20 protein-coding genes are annotated in these 19,096 nt (G+C 68.1%); 8 read left to right on the top strand and 12 right to left on the bottom strand.

Annotated elements, in window-relative coordinates; all coding sequences use genetic code 11:
• Positions 1-4: 4 nt before the first annotated feature.
• Positions 5-1,171 (top strand): Mrp/NBP35 family ATP-binding protein, encoded by a 1,167-nt coding sequence (locus QK291_RS17310; protein WP_282383997.1) that lies wholly within the window; start codon positions 5-7, stop codon positions 1,169-1,171.
• Here the strand turns inward: QK291_RS17310 and QK291_RS17315 are convergent.
• From QK291_RS17315 to sigE, 3 genes are all read right to left on the bottom strand, one after another.
• Entirely contained in the window at positions 1,168-1,563 is a 396-nt protein-coding gene (locus QK291_RS17315; RefSeq protein ID WP_282383999.1) for a twin-arginine translocase TatA/TatE family subunit, read from the bottom strand. The genes QK291_RS17310 and QK291_RS17315 overlap by 4 nt on opposite strands.
• 156 nt (positions 1,564-1,719) lie before the next feature.
• Entirely contained in the window at positions 1,720-2,871 is a 1,152-nt protein-coding gene (locus QK291_RS17320; protein ID WP_282384001.1) for a hypothetical protein, read from the bottom strand.
• 8 nt (positions 2,872-2,879) lie between these two features.
• On the bottom strand, positions 2,880-3,512 hold the full coding sequence (gene sigE / locus QK291_RS17325; RefSeq protein WP_282384003.1) for an RNA polymerase sigma factor SigE: 633 nt from the start codon (positions 3,510-3,512) through the stop codon (positions 2,880-2,882).
• A 281-nt stretch (positions 3,513-3,793) separates the two neighbouring features.
• Between sigE and QK291_RS17330 the strand changes: the two genes are divergently transcribed.
• Positions 3,794-4,426 carry an O-methyltransferase gene (locus tag QK291_RS17330; RefSeq protein WP_282384005.1) on the top strand — a complete coding sequence of 211 codons (633 nt, stop codon included), beginning with the start codon at positions 3,794-3,796 and terminating at the stop codon, positions 4,424-4,426.
• 270 nt (positions 4,427-4,696) lie between these two features.
• On the opposite strand, the gene QK291_RS17335 is transcribed toward QK291_RS17330, so the two are convergent.
• The 4 genes from QK291_RS17335 to QK291_RS17350 all read right to left on the bottom strand — a co-directional run bounded on the left by QK291_RS17335 (position 4,697) and on the right by QK291_RS17350 (position 7,817).
• A complete protein-coding gene (locus QK291_RS17335) occupies positions 4,697-4,864 on the bottom strand; it encodes a DUF3117 domain-containing protein (protein ID WP_282384035.1) in 168 nt (55 codons plus the stop codon).
• 232 nt (positions 4,865-5,096) lie between these two features.
• Positions 5,097-6,395 carry a hypothetical protein gene (locus QK291_RS17340; protein ID WP_282384036.1) on the bottom strand — a complete coding sequence of 433 codons (1,299 nt, stop codon included), beginning with the start codon at positions 6,393-6,395 and terminating at the stop codon, positions 5,097-5,099.
• Between the two features lie 95 nt (positions 6,396-6,490).
• Positions 6,491-6,853 (bottom strand): DivIVA domain-containing protein, encoded by a 363-nt coding sequence (locus QK291_RS17345; RefSeq protein WP_282384007.1) that lies wholly within the window; start codon positions 6,851-6,853, stop codon positions 6,491-6,493.
• Between the two features lie 43 nt (positions 6,854-6,896).
• Positions 6,897-7,817 carry a TIGR00730 family Rossman fold protein gene (locus tag QK291_RS17350; RefSeq protein WP_282384009.1) on the bottom strand — a complete coding sequence of 307 codons (921 nt, stop codon included), beginning with the start codon at positions 7,815-7,817 and terminating at the stop codon, positions 6,897-6,899.
• A 203-nt stretch (positions 7,818-8,020) separates the two neighbouring features.
• On the opposite strand from QK291_RS17350, the gene QK291_RS17355 reads away from it, so the two are divergent.
• The 4 genes from QK291_RS17355 to QK291_RS17370 all read left to right on the top strand — a co-directional run bounded on the left by QK291_RS17355 (position 8,021) and on the right by QK291_RS17370 (position 11,297).
• Positions 8,021-8,776 carry an amino acid ABC transporter ATP-binding protein gene (locus QK291_RS17355; protein ID WP_282384011.1) on the top strand — a complete coding sequence of 252 codons (756 nt, stop codon included), beginning with the start codon at positions 8,021-8,023 and terminating at the stop codon, positions 8,774-8,776.
• 60 nt (positions 8,777-8,836) lie between these two features.
• Positions 8,837-9,718, top strand: a complete 882-nt coding sequence (locus QK291_RS17360; protein ID WP_282384013.1) for a glutamate ABC transporter substrate-binding protein — start codon at positions 8,837-8,839, stop codon at positions 9,716-9,718.
• A 98-nt stretch (positions 9,719-9,816) separates the two neighbouring features.
• Positions 9,817-10,467 (top strand): amino acid ABC transporter permease, encoded by a 651-nt coding sequence (locus tag QK291_RS17365; protein WP_282384015.1) that lies wholly within the window; start codon positions 9,817-9,819, stop codon positions 10,465-10,467.
• Positions 10,464-11,297: an amino acid ABC transporter permease gene (locus QK291_RS17370; RefSeq protein WP_282384016.1), complete on the top strand. Its 834-nt coding sequence runs from the start codon at positions 10,464-10,466 to the stop codon at positions 11,295-11,297. Before QK291_RS17365 ends, QK291_RS17370 begins: the two co-directional genes overlap by 4 nt.
• Before the next feature lie 151 nt (positions 11,298-11,448).
• Here the strand turns inward: QK291_RS17370 and dapE are convergent, their stop codons facing one another.
• Complete coding sequence (dapE, locus tag QK291_RS17375; protein ID WP_282384017.1) at positions 11,449-12,603, bottom strand: succinyl-diaminopimelate desuccinylase; 1,155 nt, start codon at positions 12,601-12,603, stop codon at positions 11,449-11,451.
• Between the two features lie 151 nt (positions 12,604-12,754).
• Here dapE and dapD point away from each other — a divergent pair, with 151 nt between their 5' ends.
• Positions 12,755-13,765 carry a 2,3,4,5-tetrahydropyridine-2,6-dicarboxylate N-succinyltransferase gene (gene dapD / locus QK291_RS17380; RefSeq protein ID WP_282384018.1) on the top strand — a complete coding sequence of 337 codons (1,011 nt, stop codon included), beginning with the start codon at positions 12,755-12,757 and terminating at the stop codon, positions 13,763-13,765.
• Between the two features lie 122 nt (positions 13,766-13,887).
• Positions 13,888-14,685: a hypothetical protein gene (locus tag QK291_RS17385; RefSeq protein ID WP_282384037.1), complete on the top strand. Its 798-nt coding sequence runs from the start codon at positions 13,888-13,890 to the stop codon at positions 14,683-14,685.
• A 30-nt stretch (positions 14,686-14,715) separates the two neighbouring features.
• Here QK291_RS17385 and QK291_RS17390 read toward each other — a convergent pair whose 3' ends face one another.
• From QK291_RS17390 to dapC, 4 genes are all read right to left on the bottom strand, one after another.
• Positions 14,716-15,327, bottom strand: a complete 612-nt coding sequence (locus QK291_RS17390) for a hypothetical protein (RefSeq protein ID WP_282384019.1) — start codon at positions 15,325-15,327, stop codon at positions 14,716-14,718.
• A gap of 57 nt (positions 15,328-15,384) precedes the next feature.
• Positions 15,385-16,068, bottom strand: coding sequence for a TetR family transcriptional regulator C-terminal domain-containing protein (locus tag QK291_RS17395; protein ID WP_282384020.1), 684 nt, complete (start codon positions 16,066-16,068; stop codon positions 15,385-15,387).
• A gap of 365 nt (positions 16,069-16,433) precedes the next feature.
• Positions 16,434-17,717 carry a citrate synthase gene (locus QK291_RS17400; protein ID WP_282384021.1) on the bottom strand — a complete coding sequence of 428 codons (1,284 nt, stop codon included), beginning with the start codon at positions 17,715-17,717 and terminating at the stop codon, positions 16,434-16,436.
• Between the two features lie 228 nt (positions 17,718-17,945).
• The gene (gene dapC / locus QK291_RS17405) at positions 17,946-19,094 is read right to left on the bottom strand and encodes a succinyldiaminopimelate transaminase (RefSeq protein ID WP_282384022.1); all 1,149 of its coding nucleotides are present in this window, start codon (positions 19,092-19,094) and stop codon (positions 17,946-17,948) included.
• Between the last annotated feature and the right edge of the window lie 2 nt (positions 19,095-19,096).

Raw genomic sequence — 19,096 nt, forward strand, 5'->3', positions numbered from 1 at the left:
CCGCATGAACCCCAGCCCGGACAGCACCACCCAGGACGTCCCCGCAGCCTCCCCGCTGGACGGGGCCGTGCAGGCCGCCCTCGCCACCGTCATCGATCCCGAGCTCCGCCGTCCCATCACCGAGCTAGGCATGGTGGACGCGGTGGAGGTCTCCGACGGCGGTCGCGTGCGGGTCGCGGTGTTGCTGACGATTGCCGGCTGCCCGCTGCGCGGCACCATCACCGCCGACTGCGAGGCTGCGGTGTCCGCCGTGCCCGGGGTCACCGGCGTCGAGGTCGATCTGAAGGTCATGACCCAGGCGCAGCGCGATGCGCTCAAAGAGCAGCTGCGCGGCGCCGGCGGACAGCGCGGGATCCCGTTCAACGACCCGGGATCGCTGACCAAGGTCTACGCCGTGGCGAGCGGCAAGGGCGGGGTGGGCAAGTCCTCCGTGACGGTGAACCTCGCCTGCGCGCTGGCCGCCCAGGGGCTGCGCGTGGGGATCGTGGACGCGGACGTCTACGGATTCTCCGTCCCGGGGCTGATGGGGATCACGCAGACCCCCACGCGCGTGGATGACATGATCCTGCCGCCGGTGGCGTACGGGGTCAAAGTCATCTCGATCGGCATGTTCGTCACCGGCAACCAGCCGGTCGCGTGGCGCGGTCCCATGTTGCACCGCGCCCTCGAGCAGTTCCTCACCGACGTCTACTTCGGCGATCTCGACGCGCTGTTCCTGGACCTTCCGCCCGGCACCGGTGACATCGCCATCTCCGTGGCCCAGCTGCTGCCCAAAGCCCAGATCCTCGTCGTGACCACCCCCCAGGCTGCTGCCGCGGATGTTGCCGAGCGGGCAGGTGCCATCGCGACCCAGACCGGCCAGAGTGTCGTCGGCGTCGTGGAAAACATGTCGTACCTGGAATTGCCCGACGGCGGCCGGATGGAGCTGTTCGGAAGTGGCGGCGGCGCTGTGCTCGCCGAGCGGCTGTCCGCCACGGTGGGCACGGACGTTCCGCTGCTGGGACAGATCCCGCTGGACATCCTGCTGCGCGAGGGCGGCGACGCCGGCGTCCCCCTGGTGCTGGGCCGTCCCGAAACACCGGCGGCCGTAGCACTGCTGGACATCGCCGGCAGGATCGCCTCGGTTCCGCGCGGGCTGAGGGGAAAGCCGCTGGGCCTGCAGCCCCGTTAGGTCGCTTCGGAATCGAAAGGCGCCGGCTCGCCATCCGGGAGCCGCTCGAAGATCCGGGCCGGCGGGCGCTCCGCGGCCGCCGCGGCGGCTGCGGCCACGGTGGCTACCGCCGGGGCACCGGCGCTGACCGGCTTGGTGTCATCGTCCAGCAGCGCTTCCTTGATGATCCGGCGCGGATCGTACTGCCGGGGGTCGTACTTCTTCCAGTCGACGTCATCGATATCAATGCCGACTTCTTCCTTGATCTGCTCCCGCGCGCCCGACGCCATCCGGCGGACTTCCTTGACGATGTTGGCGAGTTTCTGGGTGTATTCGGGCAGCCTGCTGGGACCAATCACCAGAAGGCCGATGATCAGCAGAAGTAAGAACTCCGGTCCGTTGATTCCAAGCACTGTAGGAAGATTACCCTCTCAATCGGGGCTGGGACGATTCGGCCGCGACACACGGCGCATGCCCCCGCGGCCGGTGCCACCGCCGAGGTGAGATTTCGTGCCCATTACGGAGCAACCCATGGGCGCGAGCTCTCACCTCGGGCCGGCATCGGCCGGTCACGGGGCCAGCAGCTCCATGATCCTGCCCAGGCCGCGCTCCAGCCGCGCAGTGAAATTGCTCCCGGCGCCGTCAACGGTTTCGACCTGCCCGGGTCCCCCGCTGCCGGCCGGCCCCGCTGCCGCGGCACGGGCCCGCACGAGGGCGGCCACGCCGTCGTCGGCCTGCTCGGCCGGCTGGTCCGAGACGTACGTGAAGGTGACGTCGCCCGCCTGGTAGATCGCGGCGAAGGGGACAGCGCGGTGGACCCACAGCGTCCCCCGGCCGGCCCCTGCCCCGCCGCCCGTCGCGTCAGCCACTGCGGGCACCCCTGCGGCGGTGAAGCCGTCCGACGTCGCCGGGCGGCCAGTGAGCGCGTTGACCGGTGCCGGCGCGGCCGTGTTCTGCCCGCCGCCCGGGCTGCCGGACTGTCCTGGCACGCCGCCGTGCTGTTCTCTACTGTCCGGTGCGCTGCTGGCCTGGGCGCCGTGCTGTTCCAGGACGGTCGCGAAATTCCGGCCGTCGGTGAGGCGCAGTTCCAGGATGTCGCCGCCGGCGAGCACCCCGGCCCTGGCCCAGACGAGATGGTAGCCGAGTTCACGCAGCTCGGGGCAGGTCCAGCCCTCGGAGCGCAGGAAGGCGAGCTGTTCATCCGTGAGTGCTCCGGCCGGTGAGAAATCCGGTTCACCGGTCAGGCTCCACGCGGTCGGCGCCCCGGGCCCGGCCTGGACGGCGGAGGCAGCACCGGAGGCGGCAAGGTCGCGCTGCAGAAAGACGGGGGCGGGCGCTCCGGCGGCCGTAACCGCGCGGTCCCCGCCCACCAGAAAGGCCGATCCGCCGAGCAGCGCGGCGGCGGCCGCCGCTGTCCCGACGACGAGAACCGCTGCCCGGAGCGCAGGACGGAATCCGCGGACAGGACGGAACCCTCTGGCCGGACGGAATCCGCGGTCCTCCGCCGGCGGGGCGCCCGCGGGTTCATTGCGGGCCAGGTCCGCGGTGCGTGCCAGCAGACGTGCGGTGAGGTCATCGCTGGCCACGGGCACGTCGGCGCCGCGCAGCCGCTCCAGGTACTGGCGTTCGCGGCGTTGCTTGAGCCGGCATTCCGTACAGGAGTCCAGATGCCGGGGCCGCCGTTCGTGCGGGCCCCGGAGCAGTCGTTTCAGCAGACGCATTGCCTGGTTCAGAGGAGACCGGCGATGCGGGGCATCTTCAGCCGCGGCTTCAGCGAGGCCTTGGCGGCCTGCGGCCGCGGATCGCGGTGTGCGAGCTTCTCCCGCAGCATGGTCCGGCCGCGGTGGATCCTGGACCGGACCGTGCCGAGCTTGATGCCCAGCGCCACAGCGACCTCATCGTAGGACAGGCCCTCAAGATCGCAGAGGACGACGGCGGCGCGGAAATCCGGGGGAAGTTCCTCCAGGGCGGCCTGCACGTCGACATCCAGGTTGTTGAACTCGAAGCTCTGCTCCGGGCCGGGCTCGCGTCCGGGCAATCGGGATTCGGCGTCGTCGGCCAGGGCATCGAAGCGGATCCGGCTCTTGCGCCGCGCCTGGTCCAGGAAAAGATTGGTGGTGATCCGGTGCAGCCACCCGTCGAGCGTTCCCGGCTTGAAGTTCTCCAGCGAACGGAAGACGCGGACGAAAACTTCCTGGGTGAGATCCTCGGCGTCGTACTTGTTGCCGGTGAGCCGGTACGCGAGGCGGTATACCTTCGCGGAGTGGTTGGTCACCACTTCCTCCCAGGTGGGCCGGACCCACTCGGCCTCCGCCGCGGGCTGTGACTCTTCAGTTGCAGGGACAGCTGCCGCTATCGACATTGTCCGCTCCCCTCGTGGATGGTGCTTACGCCGTGGACGGAGCTTGCGGCTGCAAGCTCGTACATCCTTGATTCGGCGCCGATCACCTCGCGGATGAGCGGATATCCATCATTTCAAATCAAGCTGGGAATTTCCTGACGCCGGCGCGCCTTCCGCCCACGGCAGAACCGGATCCCGCGGCCGCAGTGTGACCGCCGCAGCGGGGGCGCCTCCCGGCGGGGTACCACCTGACACAGTACGCTGGAGGGATCAATCCCCCTGCCGCCCAGAAAGCGAAATCCATGAGCGCCGATAAGTCCACGAGCTGGTCCTACGCAGAAGATCTGCCTGCCGAGGATGAGGTCCTGTTGCACGCGCGCGAACGGTCCTTCGAACTGGGCGTCACCCCCGTCGGCCCGGGCGTCGGAGCCGTCCTGACCGTCCTGGCCGCCGCCTCAAAGGCCCAGACCGCCGTCGAAATCGGCACCGGCGCGGGCGTCTCCGGCGTCTGCATCCTGCGCGGCCTGGGTCCGCAGGCCGTACTGACCACCATCGACGTAGACGTCGAACACCTCAAAGCCGCACGGGAAGCGTTCCAGGAAGCCGGCAGTCCGGCCAACCGCACCCGGACCATTTCCGGCCGTGCCCGCGACGTCCTCCCCCGGCTGACGGACGCCGCCTACGATCTGGTCTTCATCGACGCCGACAAGCCGAACTACCCCGGCTACGTGGAGCAGGCCATCCGCCTGCTCAAGTCCGGCGGACTGCTGATCGTCAATGATGCGCTGGACAAGGACCGCGTCGCCAACCCGGCCGCACGGGACGCCACCACCGTGGTCCTGCGCCAGGTGGGCAGGGCCATCCGCGACGACGACCGCCTCGCGTCGGCCATGCTGCCCACCGGCGACGGCCTGCTGGTCGCCGTCAAGAAGTAGCCGCGCGAAAGTAGCGGTGCGAAACTGGCCGCGCGAACGTAGCCGTGCGAACGTAGCCGCGCGAAAGTGGCCGCGCGAACGTAGCCGCGCGAACGTAGCCGCGCGAACGTAGCCGTGCGAACGTAGCCGTGCGAACGTAGCCGCGCGAAAGTAGCGGTCCGGAGCTCACGGTCGGGGCAGCGGGCAACCCCGCCGCAGGTCGACAAAGAGCGGGCGGGGTCCGCAGCCATCCGGCTGCGGACCCCGCCCGCTGTCAAGAGTTCGGTGATGCTATTCGGTAACGCCGACGAGGCAGTCCTTCAGGTTGGTAGCTTCAGCGGAATTGAGTTCAACTACGAGCCGTCCGCCGCCTTCGAGCGGAACGCGCATGATCAAGCTTCGTCCTTCTTTGGTAACTTCCATCGGGCCGTCGCCGGTGCGTGGTTTCATTGCCGCCATAAGGAATATCCCCTCCATTAGTCCAGTGACATACCAGCCCGGCCGGGCTGCGTCCGCTTAGTCAATCAAGCTGCCCGGCGTCCGCGATGGGTGCCATCACGGCCATATAGTCAGTTTGCTTCTTGTCCTTGCTTACCAACTATTATCGCGTAACAACGCGGCTGTAGCTAATCGTTGGACTTTCCGCCGCGCCGCGTCGCGCCCGTCCGGCAGCCGCCAAAGGTGCCGTGCGTCACGGCGGATAGTCCCCGCCCCCAGGCAGCGGAGCCCAAGCCCACAGCCACACGATCCAGACAATCTGCAGCAGCACGAACATGACCACCACAGTGCCGCGGTACGCGCGGGACCGGGAGATGAGGGCGGCCGCGAGGGCCAGCGGGAAAAGCGGAAGCATCATCCGGAAAGTGCTCGTCTGCGGGTGCAGGAACAGCAGCAGGTAACCCATGTAGCAGGCGCACCACAACTGCAGTTCCGTGCCCAGCGCCCGCACCGGACGGCTCATCAGGAGCAGGGTGAACAGGGCAGCGAAAACGAACGGCGCCAGCACGCCCAGCACCGGCCCGAAGAGCAGGATGCCGGTGTCGAACCAGGGCTTGAACGGCACGAGGTCGTGGCCGCGCCAGACGGTTTCGGTCTTGGTGTAGGCCCGGATATCCCCGGTGACGGCCCAGGCGATCCCCGGCCACATCAGGGCACCCAGACCGCTGACCGCCGTCAGCCCGGCGAGGGACCAGAGCTGGGCGCCGGTGTGCGGCGCTCCGCCCGCCGGGGCGCCGGAAGGCATCACGCCGGTGTGCGTCAATCCGCCCGCCGGGTCAGGCGTTTGCCCGCGTGCCAGGCCGCGGGACGCCGAGTGGTACTGCCACCCCCGGCAGAGGAACAGCAGCCCCGCCATCGCCGCGAACGGCACGCCGGTCGGGCGGGACAGGCACATCAGTATGACGACGGGCAGAGCCCACAGGTAGCGCCGTGTCACCACCAGCAGCAGGGCAGCGGCCAGCAGGAGCAGGTTCAGCGACTCCGCGTAGGGCACCTGGAGCACCGGGGACACCGGAAAGGTGGAAACGAACGCCGTTCCCCAGAGCGCGCTTTGGTGCGATGCCTTGTGCCGGAACAGTCGGTAGATGACCAGCGCCGCGCCCAGCCCGCACACCATGGCGATCAGCGTCAGGCTGAACGCCGGGTGCAGTCCGGTCACCCCGGCGACCACGCGGCCCAGCAGGGGAAAGAGCGCGTAGAACGCCCAGGCGTTCTCCTGTACATTCCCGGCCCCGTCGGTCGGAAGGACGTCCGGGTAGCCGTTCAGGAGGACTTCGCCGTACCAGCGGGCATCCCAAATATTGACGAACGACCAGTAGTCCGGTGTAGCGGGAAACCAGGGATTCACGCCCTGATGCAGGGCCGCGGCCATGAAAATGCAGGCGCTGACGAAGCGGGCTGCGACATAGAGGCCGCCCACCTGGACCCACCAGGGCCAGTGCGCCGCCCGGGCTGCCGCCGTTGCGATACCGGCCTGGACCCCTGCAGCCAGGTCCCGAAGCCCGGAGCTGCGGGTTCCGCCTGCCGGCCCCTGGCGGCTGCGCGGCTGCACCGACGGCGGGAGGTCCGCCTTTGGCGGGTCGCTGCTCACGGGGCCCGCCCCGGTTCCTGCCGCCGGCGCCCCAGCTCGGCCCCGAGGTCCGCGATTTTCCGGTCCTTCGTGGCCAGCTGGTCCCGCAGCTCGTCCAGCACCTGGTCCACCTGGTCCATCCGGTAGCCCCGCAGGCCGATGGCGAACCGGAGACGGTCGACGTCGGCCGGCTCCGCCTCGGCCGGCAGCAACACCGGCGGGAGGTTGGCGACCGGCTGGTCGAAGCCGTCATCCAGGGCCCGCGACTCACCGGCATCGGCCCCTCGGCGGCCGCGGAGGAAGCTCGAGGCCCGGCCGGTGCCGAGCAGGAAAGCGGCGCCGACGAGCGCAATCGCCAGGAAGATCAGGAAGAAGCTCACTCCCCCATCGTGCCAGATCGGGGCGGGTCCGACGGGTGGCCCGTCAGCCCCGCGAGCCGCCGGCGGGTCCGGTGCCGTTGGGGTTCCGGTGCCGGGCGGCACCTTCCACCACGAGCTCCACGGCGAGCGCCGGATCGTCGACGACCTGCAGCAGGTCCAGATCCTCCTCGGACATCATTCCCTCGGCCACCAGCGTGGTCTGGATCCACTCCACCATGGGGCTCCAGAATGCTGTTCCGATGAGGACAATCGGGAAGGACGTGACCTTCCGGGTCTGGACCAGGACCATCGCTTCGAAGAGTTCGTCCAGCGTGCCGAGGCCGCCCGGCAGCACGATGAACCCCTGGGCATACTTCACGAACATGGTCTTGCGGGCGAAGAAATAGCGGAAGTTGATGCCCAGGTCCACCCACTGGTTCATCCCCTGTTCGAAGGGCAGCTCGATGCCGAGCCCCACGGACACCCCGTTGCCCTGCACGGCGCCCTTGTTGGCGGCCTCCATCGAGCCGGGACCACCGCCGGTGATCACTGCCAGCCCGGCTTCGGCCAGCTGGCGCCCCACCTCGACGGCGAGTTCATAGTTCAGGCTGCCGGGAACGGTCCGCGCCGAGCCGAAGACGCTGACCGCCGGGCCCAGATCGGCCAGGGCACCGAATCCTTCCACGAACTCGCTTTGGATCCTGAGGACGCGCCACGGGTCGGTGTGGACGAACTGTCCGGGTCCCTTCGTATCCAGCAGGGTCCGGTCGGACATCGTGACCTTGGCGGCTTTGCGCCGCAGCTCCAGCGGACCCTTGTGCCGGATCCCGGCCGGGGCCGGAATGTCGCGGGTTTCGCCGTTGGTCCTTGCGGCGGCCTGCCCGGCGGCCTCTCCGGCTGTTTTTCCGGCCAATTGTCCGGCTGCTTTTCCGGCTGTTTTGCCGGCTGCGGCCGGGGGTCCCTGTTGCTGCGGATCGGTACTCATGCCCACAGGTTAGCGCGGTTCCCCGTGAGCGCCGGTCCGGCACGGCCCGGACGGGCGGGCGCGGCGCAAGATGCCTGGCGGGCCCTGCAGAATACCCGAGAAAGCCGGTGGCAGGCTGACCTGCAGGTATCTCTTGAATCACGATCTGTAGGAAGTGGGAGTGATTGCGGTCATAATCGGCGGATGTTCGCTAGATTCTTCTTATGACTACTCAAGTGCCCGGCGATGCCCTCGTCTCCCTGAATGCCGTCAACAAGCACTACGGCCAGTTGCACGTCCTGAAGGACATCAACCTGCATGTCCGCAAGGGCGAGGTTGTTGTCGTCATCGGACCGTCGGGTTCCGGCAAGTCAACGCTGTGCCGTGCCATCAACCGCCTCGAGACCATCGACGACGGCGTGATCAAGATCGATGGCAAGGAACTCCCTGCAGAGGGCAAAGAACTCGCCAAGCTGCGCGCCGACGTCGGGATGGTCTTCCAGTCCTTCAACCTCTTCGCCCACAAGACGATTCTTGAGAACGTCACGCTCGGCCCGATCAAGGTCAAGGGCCTCTCCAAGGCCGAAGCCGACAAGGACGCGATGGCCCTGCTGGAGCGCGTCGGCGTCGGGCACCAGGCGCCGAAGCTTCCGGCCCAGCTCTCCGGCGGCCAGCAGCAGCGCGTCGCGATCGCCCGCGCCCTGGCCATGAAGCCGAAGGTCATGCTCTTCGATGAGCCGACCTCGGCGCTGGACCCGGAAATGATCAACGAGGTCCTCGACGTCATGATCCAGCTGGCCAAGGAGGGTATGACCATGATCGTGGTCACCCACGAGATGGGCTTCGCCCGCAAGGCCGCGGACCGCGTGGTGTTCATGGACGGCGGCCAGATCGTCGAGGACGCCACACCCGAAGAGTTCTTCACCAACCCCAAGAGCAGCCGCGCCAAAGACTTCCTCTCCAAGCTGCTGACCCACTGAGTTCCCTGAAGAGTTCGCACCCTGGCCGCCGCAAGGCGGCCTTCCAATGAAAGGAATGTCATGATGGCATTTTTGACCCGAAGGAAATCCCTTCTGGTTGCCGCGTCCGCAGCTCTGGCCCTCAGCCTGAGCGCCTGCGGCGGCAGCACCTCCACTTCCAACCCGCCCGTGGCCGAGAAGCCGAGCTTCGCTGCCGACTCAACCATGGCCAAACTGTCATCCGCCGGCAAGATCGTCATCGGCACCAAGTTCGACCAGCCGCTGTTCGGCCAGAAGGGCCTCGACGGCAAGCCGGTCGGGTTCGACGTCGAAATGGGCAAGCTGATCGCCGGCAAGCTGGGCATCCCCGCCGATAAGATCGAGTGGGTCGAGACCGTCTCCGCAAACCGCGAGCAGTTCATCAAGCAGGGCAAGGTCGACATCATCGTCGCCACCTACACGATCAACGACAAGCGCAAGACCGAAGTCGACTTCGCCGGCCCGTACTACGAGGCCGGCCAGGCACTGATGGTCAACAAGGACAACACGTCCATCACCAAGCCCGAAGACGTCAAGGGCAAGAACGTCTGCTCCGTGACCGGCTCGACCCCGGCCGCCACGATCGTCGAGAAGTACGGAGCAGTGCTCGTCCCGGCTGCAACCTACTCCGCCTGCCTTGAGCCGCTGCGCAACAAGCAGGTCGAAGCGATCACCACCGACAACGTCATCCTGGCCGGTTTTGTGGCCAAGGAGCCGGACGCCTTCAAGCTGGCCTCGGACCAGACCTTCACCAAGGAGCCCTACGGCATCGGCCTGAAGAAGGACGACACCGCCTTCCGCATGTGGATCAACGACCAGCTGGAAGCCTTCGACAAGGACGGTTCCTACAAGAAGGCCTGGGAAAGCACCGCCGGAACGGTCATCAAGACCGCTCCCGCCCTTCCCACGATTAACCGCTACTAGCCTGGTATGGCGGTTGCCGGGGCTCGCGCCCGACGCGGCCCCGGCAACCGCCATTCCCGTCTCCCACTCCACTTCCCGCAAGGCAGCCTAAGGAACCTATGGACGTCATCATTGATAACCTTCCCGCATATGTGGACGGTTTTCTCAGAACCCTCTTCCTGTCCGTGGTCTCGGGGATCTTCGCACTGATTTTCGGTACGCTGCTCGCAGCAGCCCGGGTCTCCCCCATCGCCGCCCTGCGCGGCTTCAGCATGACGTACGTGGAGATCGTCCGGAACACCCCGCTGACCATCGCGTTCTTCTTCGCCGCCGTGGTCCTTCCCCGGCTTGGGGTGACGTTCCAGCAGTTCGAGGTCGCCGCCATCATCGCGCTGAGCGCCTACACCTCGGCCTTCATCGCCGAGGCGGTGCGCTCCGGCGTCAACAGCGTCCCGGTCGGACAGGCCGAAGCCGCCCGCAGCATCGGCATGAAGTTCAGCCAGGTCCTCACCCTGATCATCCTGCCGCAGGCCCTGCGCACGGTGATCCCGCCCATGATCAACATCCTCATCGCCCTGGTGAAGAACTCCTCGGTCGCCGGGGCCTTCTACGTCCTGGAGCTGTTCGGCTACGGCCGCCAGCTTGCCAACGCCAACGGTGACGCCGTGCTGTGGGTCCTCGTCGGCGTCGCGTTCTTCTACCTGCTGATAACCGTCCCGCTTGGCTACCTCGCCAACCTGGTTGAACGAAAGGTGGCGATCGCCCGATGACTTCGGTCCTTTACGACGTCCCCGGGCCCAAGGCCCGCCGTGTTTCCCTGATCGGCTCCGTCATCGGCGTCGTCGCGATTGCCGGGCTGCTCTGGTGGGCCATCACCATCCTCGCCCAGCAGGGAATATTCGAACCCGAACGCTGGGCCGTCTTCCAGATTCCCGAAGTCTGGGTGCTGATCGGCAACGGCATCATCGCCACGCTCACCGCCGCGGCCGTCGCCGCGGTCATCGCCTTCCCGCTGGGCCTGGTGCTGTGCCTCATGCGCATCTCCGACGTCGCCTGGATCCGCATCCCGACCCGGATCGTGCTGGAATTCCTGCGCGGCATGCCCGTGGTCCTGATGATGTTCTTCGTGCTGCTGGTGTTCGCGACCGGCTCCTTCACTGCCGTCGTCGCCGGCCTGGTGCTGTACAACTCGGCGATCTTCGCCGAGATCATCCGCGCCGGCATCCAGTCCCTGCCGAAGGGCCAGCGTGAAGCCGGCCTCGCGATCGGGCTCACCAGCTTCGCTTCCCGGCGCAGCATCGAACTGCCCCAGGCGATCCGGCGCATGCTGCCGTCGCTCGTGGCGCAGCTCGTGGTGCTGCTGAAGGACACCTCGCTGGGCTACATCGTGTCCTATGAGGAACTGCTGCGCAAAGTGCAGATCATGGCCGACTTCCTCGGCCCGGACTACCTGTTCCCGGTGTTCTTCGTGGCTGCGGCGATCTACATCGCCATTAACTTCTCCGTCTCCCGGCTCGCGATCTGGATCGAGAAGCGCGGTTCCAAGAAGGCCGCCGGCGGCGTCGTGCACGTTCCGGTCGCCGGGATCCCGGTCAAGTAGGCCCCGCGGCGCAGCCTGCGCCCCACCAAGGCTGCACCGCACGCGCAAAGGTCCGGAATCCCGCGAGGGGTTCCGGACCTTTTGTGTTGGCAGTGGCACTGCGTGCGGCCTTGCCTGCTGTCACCGTCTGTCGCCAGCCGTTTTGCCTGGATCAGGCCGTGAGCCAGCCCCGCAGGACCCGCAGGCATTCGCGGATCGCGTCGGCCTCGACGTGTTCGTTGTCCTTGTGCGCCAGCAGCGGGTCGCCGGGTCCGAAGTTCACCGCCGGGATGCCCAGTTCGCTGAAGCGCGCGACGTCGGTCCAGCCGTACTTGGGCTTGGGCGCGGCCCCCACAGCGGCGACAAAGGACGCGGCGGCGGGGTGGTTGAGTCCCGGCCGGGCGCCGGCGGCGCTGTCGGTGCGGACGACGTCGAACCCCTGCAGCAGGTCCCGGACATGCTGCTCCGCCTCATCAGGGGTTTTGTCCGGGGCGAAGCGGTAGTTGATTTCCACGACGCACCGGTCCGGGATGACGTTGCCGGCGGTCCCGCCGCTGACCTTCACAGCGTTCAGGCTTTCCCGGTAGTCCAGGCCGTCCACGGTGATGGTCCGGGGCTCGTAGGCCGCGAGGCGGGCCAGGATCGGTGCGGCGGCGTGGATCGCGTTGCTGCCCATCCAGGCCCGGGCCGAATGCGCGGCCTCGCCGACCGTGGTCGCTTCGAAGCGGCTGGTGCCGTTGCACCCGCCCTCCACGGTCCCGTGCGTGGGTTCGAGCAGGATCGCGAAGTCCCCGCCCAGCAGGTGGCCGTGGTTCCGCACCAGCCGGCCGAGCCCGCTCTTGACGGCCTCGACTTCCTCGTGGTCGTAGAAGACGAAGGTGATGTCCTTGTCCGGCTCCGCGCCGCCGTCGAACAGCCCGGCGGCCAGCGCCAGCTGGACCGCGACACCGCCCTTCATGTCGGTGGCGCCGCGGCCGTAGAGGATGCCCTCGCCGGGCGACCCCGAGGGCCAGTAGGACGGAACGGTCCCGAGGGATCCCTCCGTGGTCGGCAGGGGCACCGTGTCCAGATGCCCGGCCAGGATGACCCGTTCGGGCCGGCCGAGATTGGTGCGGGCAATGATCGAGTCGCCGTCGCGGACCAGCTCCAGCTGCGGAATGGAACGGAGGGCATGCTCCACGGCGTCGGCCACTTCCTTCTCCGCGCCGGAGACGCTGTATATGTCGATGAGCGTGGCGGTCAGCAGCGCCACGTCCTGGCGGAGGTCCAGGCGGGCGGCGGCGTGGGGGCGGGAGTTCGGGCGTGAGTTCAGGTCCGGGGCAGTCACCGTCCCACTTTATCCGCTGTGGTCCCCCGGCGCCCCTCCCGGCTGACCCGCACGTGTGGGCGCTTTGATACGTCACAACGGCTCCGCGCGGGACCCGGCCGGGCTGTCACGGGTTTCGGGGAGGGCGGGCGCCGTCTATAGACTTGAGGGCATGACTGAAACCGCTTCTTCCGCTGTGCCCGCAAACGCCCGCTCCGCCTATGGCTACGGCGTCGCCACGATCGCCACCGGCAACGGTGACGCCACCGTGCTGGACGTCTGGTTCCCGGCACCGGCCCTCGGCACCGCAACGGAGAGCCTCCGCGACGTCGCGAACGCGGACCAGTCACTGCTCGACATCGCAGCGACCGGCACCGACGCCGACCGCGGCACCGAGCAGAAGGTCGTGTTCGCCCAGATCCACCTCGACGAGGCACCGGCCGACACCGCCGACGCCTACCTGCGCCTGCATCTGCTCTCGCACCGCCTGGTGCAGCCGAACAGCATCAACCTCGACGGTATCTTCGGCAAGCTCCCCAACGTGGTGTGGACCAACTTCGGGCCCGCCGCCGTCGACGGCTTCGAACTGACCCGCGCCCGGCTGCGCCGGCGCGGTGCCGTCACGGTCTTCGGTGTGGACAAGTTCCCGCGTATGGTCGACTACGTCATCCCCTCCGGCGTGCGCATCGCCGACGCCGACCGGGTCCGCCTCGGCGCGCACCTGGCCGAGGGCACCACGGTCATGCACGAAGGCTTCGTCAATTTCAACGCCGGCACCCTGGGTGCGTCCATGGTGGAAGGCCGCATCTCCGCCGGAGTGGTCGCCGGTGACGGGTCCGACGTCGGCGGCGGGGCCTCGATCATGGGGACCCTGTCCGGCGGCGGCAAGGAAAAGATCGCTTTGGGCGAGCGTGTCCTGCTGGGCGCTAACTCCGGCGTGGGCATCAGCATCGGCGACGATTCCGTCGTCGAGGCCGGCCTCTACGTCACGGCCGGCACCCGCGTCCGCGTCGTCGGGGCCAAAGACGCCGACGGCGAGGACACCAGCCGGATCGTGAAGGCCGTGGACCTCTCCGGCGTCCCCAACCTGCTCTTCCGCCGCAACTCCTCCACCGGCGAGGTGGAGGTCCTCCCGCGCAAGGGCCAGACCGTCGAACTCAATGAGGCCCTGCACGCCAACTAAGGTTGGGGGCGGAAAGCCACCCGTTAGCAGCAACAACCGGCCCCGGACGGGCCTGAGGGAGTAGTTTCGTGGCACGCAGAGGCAGCTTGCGCCGTTGGGTTGTGCTGCTGCTGTCCCTGGTCATGGTGGCGGGCGGGGTGTACACGGCGGTGGCGTTCGTGCAGCGCTCGGAAGTCCTCATCACCGAACGCTGCACGGCGGCGGGCGGCGGCAGCGCCGAGCTTGCCACCGACCAGGCGGCCAATGCCGGACTCATCACGGCCGTCGCCGTCCGCCGCGGGCTCCCGGCCCGGGCCGCGAGCATCGCCCTGGCCACGGCCATGCAGGAATCCAAGATCCGGAACATCGGCCACGGGGACCAGGCCGGCCCCGACTCCCGCGGGCTTTTCCAGCAGCGGCCCTCGCAGGGCTGGGGCACCGCAGAACAAGTGATGGACCCCTACCACGCGAGCAACGCCTTCTACGACGCCCTGGTGAAGGTCCCGGACTACCAGACGCTTGAAATCACCGACGCCGCGCAGCGGGTCCAGCGCTCCGCCTACCCGGACGCCTACGCCCAGCACGAGGTGATGGCGCGGTCCTTCGCTTCGTCGCTTACCGGCCAGACCGCCGCCGGCCTCGACTGCCGGCTGCGTGACGCCGACGCTGCCGGCGACCCGGCCACCGTGCAGGAACGCCTCACCTCCGACTTTGGTGCGGTCCCGGCGGCCACGGAGGGCGGCACCCTCGTGCTGGAGGCCGAAGGTGACCGGGCGTGGGCCATGGCGCAGTGGGCGGTCGCCAACGCCAAGGCCCTCTCCATCACCGAAGTCCAGGCGGAGGGGCGCAGCTGGACGCGGCAGGACCGCAACGGCTGGCAGGCCTCCGAGGTCCCGGCGGGACAGGTCAGGGTTACCGTCGCCGGGGCACCGGCGCAGTAGCAGCACGTCCCCGGCAGAGTCCGGGCGGGCTCAGACCTGCAGGTCCACCACCGGCTGCACATAGCTGCGGAACAGTTCCGGCTGGGACAGCAGATCCGCGCTCATGATGATCTTGTCCGGCTCCAGGTACCAGGCCCGCGGCTCGGCCAGCGGCAGCTCGATGATGGTCAGATTGAAATCATTGGCGGCCCGGCCCACCTCCAGCAGCCGGTCGTCCACCATGTCCTGCAGCAGCTGCACCCCGCCGGCGGCCTCACGTTCCGCCTCCAGGGCCAGGTATTCAGCGCGGCGTTCCCGCGCCCAGGACAGCGCCGCACCGAAATGCGCCTGCAGCACACGCCGGAGGGCCGGGGAATTACTGAAGGCGCGGAAGCCCGGCGGCCCCAGTTCCGGCGACATCTCGGGATGCGCCTTGAGGAGCTGCTCCCACCATGCTTCCCATTCCGTCTTGAGCGCATTGACTCCGCCCACCTCCGCAATGAGGTGCGTGTGGTCCACGGGCCGGATCTTCGGGGCCGCATGGCAGAGCGCAGGGTGCCCCGCGGTGTCCAGGCCGGCGGCGTCGCGAACGTACAGTGCAATGAGCATGGGACCCGAAGTGTCCATGGTGATCCGCCAGCCCGGCCCGCCTGTGTGGTGCATCCAACTGCCTCCTTGGCAAGACGTACGTTCCCAGTGTATTCCCCAAGTTAACGCAGGTTAATGTCTGCCAGCGTAGCTACCCAGCCCGTTGAGGTGGGACTCCAACACGTCGCTGCACATCTGGGCGGTCATCCATTCGGGCTGCAGCAGGGCGTGCAGCGTGAGCCCGTCCAGGGTGGCCAGCAGCCGTTCCGCTTCGGTGACCAGGCGCTGCTGCTCCAGGGCCGTGTCGGTCTCGGCCGAGGCGCCCCCGGCCGCGTCAGTGCCCGACGCGTCGGGCCCCGCACCGGAGGACAGTTCCATCACGAGCCGCCCGACGATGGCGGCCACGGCGCGGTGGCTGCGGTCCGCTTCCGGGGCCAGGAACGGCTTGGTCCTGGCCGCGGCCTTGAACGCCATCCAGACGCAGGCGTCGACGGCGCGCTCCTCATCCAGGGGAAGAAATTCACCCAACAGGGTTAATACGCCCTCGTGGTGCTCCGGGGTTCCCGGCTGCGCCTTCGCGAGGCGCTCGTCGGCTGCCGCCAGGCGCCGGACGATCCGGTCCACAACGACCCCGAAGGAATGGGCCAGGAGCTCGTCGCTGCTGGCGAAGTAGTGCCGGACCGATCCGACTGCCAGCTCCGCCTCGTCCGCGACTTCGCGGAGCGAGGCCCTTTCGAGTCCGTCTGCCGCGACGATCCGGAAGACCGCTTCGACTACTTCTTGGCGCCGCAACGCGGCGTCGACAAATTTGGGCATTAATCTTTTTAGCACGGATGTGCCCGAACGGCGCTGGGCCACACCGTGGGGCAGTCCCCGGCCGCGCGATTCTGACGGTCCGCGCCTCCAGGCCGGCCGCGCCCCCAGCCGTGCGCGCCCCCACCCCGGCCGCGCGATTTTGACGGTCCGCGCCTCCGGCGGCCCGCGCCTCCAGCGGTGCGCGCCCTCAGCCGTGCGCGCCCCCAGCCGTGCGCGCCCCCAGCCGTGCGCGCCCCCAGCGGTGCACGCCTCCGGCCGTCCGCGCGACCCGCCCGCCGGTCCCGGGGGAACGACGTCGGCCGCGCACCCCGTGGGGTGAGCGGCCGGCGTCGTACTCTTGTTGCTGCTTTTGTTTGCTGCGGAGACTACACGGAAGGGTAGTTGCGCTCCGGCTCACCGATGTAGAGCTGCCGCGGGCGGCCGATCTTGGTGTTGGGGTCTTCGATCATCTCGCGCCACTGCGCGATCCAGCCCGGCAGGCGACCGATCGCGAAGAGCACGGTGAACATCTTCTCCGGGAAGCCCATGGCCTTGTAGATCAGGCCGGTGTAGAAGTCCACGTTCGGGTAGAGCTTGCGCTGGATGAAGTAGTCATCATTCAGGGCCTTCTCTTCGAGGCGCAGGGCGATCTCCAGGAGTTCGTCGTTGCCGCCGAGCTTCGTGAGGATCTCGTGCGCCGTGGCCTTGACGATCTTGGCGCGCGGGTCGTAGTTCTTGTAGACGCGGTGTCCGAAGCCCATGAGCCGGACGCCGTCCTCCTTGTTCTTGACCTTTTCCATGTAGTCCTCAGGCTTGGTGCCGTCGGCCTGGATCTGGCGCAGCATTTTCAGCACGGCCTCGTTGGCGCCGCCATGGGCGGGACCGAAGAGGGCGTTGATGCCGGCGGACACGGAGGCGAAGAGGTTCGCGTTGGAGGAACCAACCAGCCGGACCGTGGAGGTCGAGCAGTTCTGCTCGTGGTCGGCGTGCAGGATAAGGAGCAGGTCCAGCGCCTTGGCGACGACCGGGTCCACCTCGTACTGCTCGGCCGGGAGGCCGAAGCTCAGGCGCAGGAAGTTCTCCACGAGGTTGTGGGAGTTATCCGGGTAGAGCATGGGCTGGCCAATGCTCTTCTTCAGGGCATACGCGGCGATGACCGGCATCTTGGCCAGCAAGCGGTAGGTGGATACTTCGACCTGCTCGGCGTTGAAGGGATCCAACGAGTCCTGGTAGAACGTGGACAGCGCGGACACGGCAGAGGAGAGCACCGGCATCGGGTGGGCGTCGCGCGGGAAGCCGCTGAAGAACCCCTTGAGCTCTTCGTGCAGCAGGGTGTGGTGGCGGATCCGCTGGTCGAAGGCTTCCAGCTCCGTGGCGGTCGGCAGGTTGCCGTAGATCAGCAGGTAGGAAACTTCCAGGAAGCTTGAGTGCTGGGCGAGCTGCTCGATCGGGTAGCCGCGGTACCGCAGGACACCGGCGTCGCCGTCGATGTAGGTGATGGCGGAGGTGGTTGCGGCGGTGTTCATAAAGCCGGGGTCAAAGGCAACGGCACCGGTCTGCTTCAGCAGCTTGGAAACGTCGTAGCCTTCATTTCCTTCTACAACCTGGATGCGCGGGAGTACGAGTTCCCCGCCGGCATGGCGCAGGGTTGCGCTGGTGGTCTCAGTCATGGAGTCTCCTCTGAGGCGTCGGGGCCTCTGTAGAAAGCTGGTCCAACTTCTGGTGAAGCCGCCCACGGAACCTGTTTTAGCCACGGATTCCAACGGCTGCGCTGCCTTCTTGTGGAAAGCCACCATTGATAGTCAGTTAAAAACTACCGCCAGTTTCCGGGTGGCACTAATCCGGGGCCATCCGGAACTACCCAAAACACGCCAGTTGTGGCACGCGTCACTGCATTGTTACGCCCCGGCCACCAGACGGGAGGCGGCGGCGTCGATCCGCTCATCGCTTGCGGTGAGCGCCACGCGGATGAAGCCGTTGCCGGCGTCGCCGTAGAACACACCAGGGCCGACGACGATCCCGCGGTCCGCGAGCCGGCCGACCGTGTCCCAGGTGGGCTCGCCCGCGGTGGCCCAGAGGTAGAGCCCGGCCCGGGATTCGTGGATGGTCAGCCCGAAGCGCTCAAGGGCCGGCACGATCCGTTCCCGGCGTCCGCGGTACAGGTCCTTCTGCGCCTGGACGTGGGCGTCGTCGCCAAGGGCAACCCGCATGGCTTCCTGGACGGGGTACGGAACGATCATGCCCGCGTGTTTGCGGCTGTTCACCAGGTTCGCCACGATCGCAGGGTCACCGGCGACGAAGGCGGCGCGGTAGCCGGCCAGGTTGGACTGTTTGCTCAGCGAATACACGGCCAGGAGGCCCTCATGTGAGCCCTCCGCGACCTGCGGGTCCAGGACGCTGGGCACCGGGGAGCCGCCGCGCTGGAGGTCCCATTCGCCCCAGCCCAGTTCGGCGTAGCACTCGTCCGAGGCCACGACCGCGCCGAGTTCGCGGGCCTGCCGGACGATCCTGCGCAGCGATTCGGCGTCGCGCACGCTGCCGGTGGGGTTTGCCGGGGAGTTGATCCAGACCAGGCGCACGCGGGCCCGGGTGGCCGCGTCGAGCTCGTCCAGGTCGTCCGCTGCGACGTGCTCGGCGCCGGCGAACGTGGCGCCGATGTCGTAGGTGGGGTAGGCGACCGTCGGGCGGACGACGACGTCGCCCGGCTTGAGACCCAGCAGGAACGGCAGCCAGGCCACGAGTTCCTTGGAGCCCACCGTGGGCATGATGTCCTGGGGATCCAGGCCGGGCACGCCGCGGCGGCGTTCAAACCACGCCGCGATGGCTTCCCGGAGTCCGGCCGTGCCGTGGACCGTTGGGTAGCCGGGAGCGTTGGCCGCTGCGCGCAGGGCCTCCTGCACCAGCGCGGGGGTGGCGTCCACCGGGGTGCCGATGGACAGGTTCGCGACTCCCCCGGGGTGTTCGGAAGCCCTGGCGATGTACGGTGCCAGCGCTTCCCACGGGTAGTCGGGCAGGCTGAGGCCGAAGCTGCGCAGCGCAGAAGTCACCG

The organism is Arthrobacter sp. AL12, from assembly GCF_029960645.1.
In the GTDB taxonomy this organism is placed as follows: domain Bacteria; phylum Actinomycetota; class Actinomycetes; order Actinomycetales; family Micrococcaceae; genus Arthrobacter.